The following is a 245-nucleotide window of genomic DNA, read 5'->3' as shown; positions in this document are numbered from 1 at the left end:
TGCCCAACGAGCGATGCCCCTGCGCAAGATATTTCTTCATCGACTCGAACGCCGGACCCTGCTGCGCACCGAGCGCTTCGACCGTTTCGGCCACGCCGGCGAGCAGCGACTTCGCCACCTTGCCGCCGTCGCGCACGGTCTTGCGGCCGATCAGATCGTTCGCCTGGATCGCGGTCGTGCCTTCATAGATCGGCAGAATGCGCGCGTCGCGGTAATACTGCGCGGCGCCGGTTTCCTCGATGAAA

The 245-nt window shown here is 64.5% G+C and carries 1 protein-coding gene; it reads right to left on the bottom strand.

What is annotated here, in order from left to right:
* The coding region (locus P0D68_RS35600) for an acyl-CoA dehydrogenase family protein (RefSeq protein ID WP_408303758.1) at nt 1–245 on the bottom strand (245 nt) is incomplete at both ends.

Source organism: Paraburkholderia sp. RL17-380-BIE-A (assembly GCF_046028085.1).
Classification (GTDB): Bacteria; Pseudomonadota; Gammaproteobacteria; order Burkholderiales; family Burkholderiaceae; genus Paraburkholderia.
Note: the sequence above shows the minus strand (reverse complement) of the source record. Positions and strands in the feature narration are given on the sequence as shown.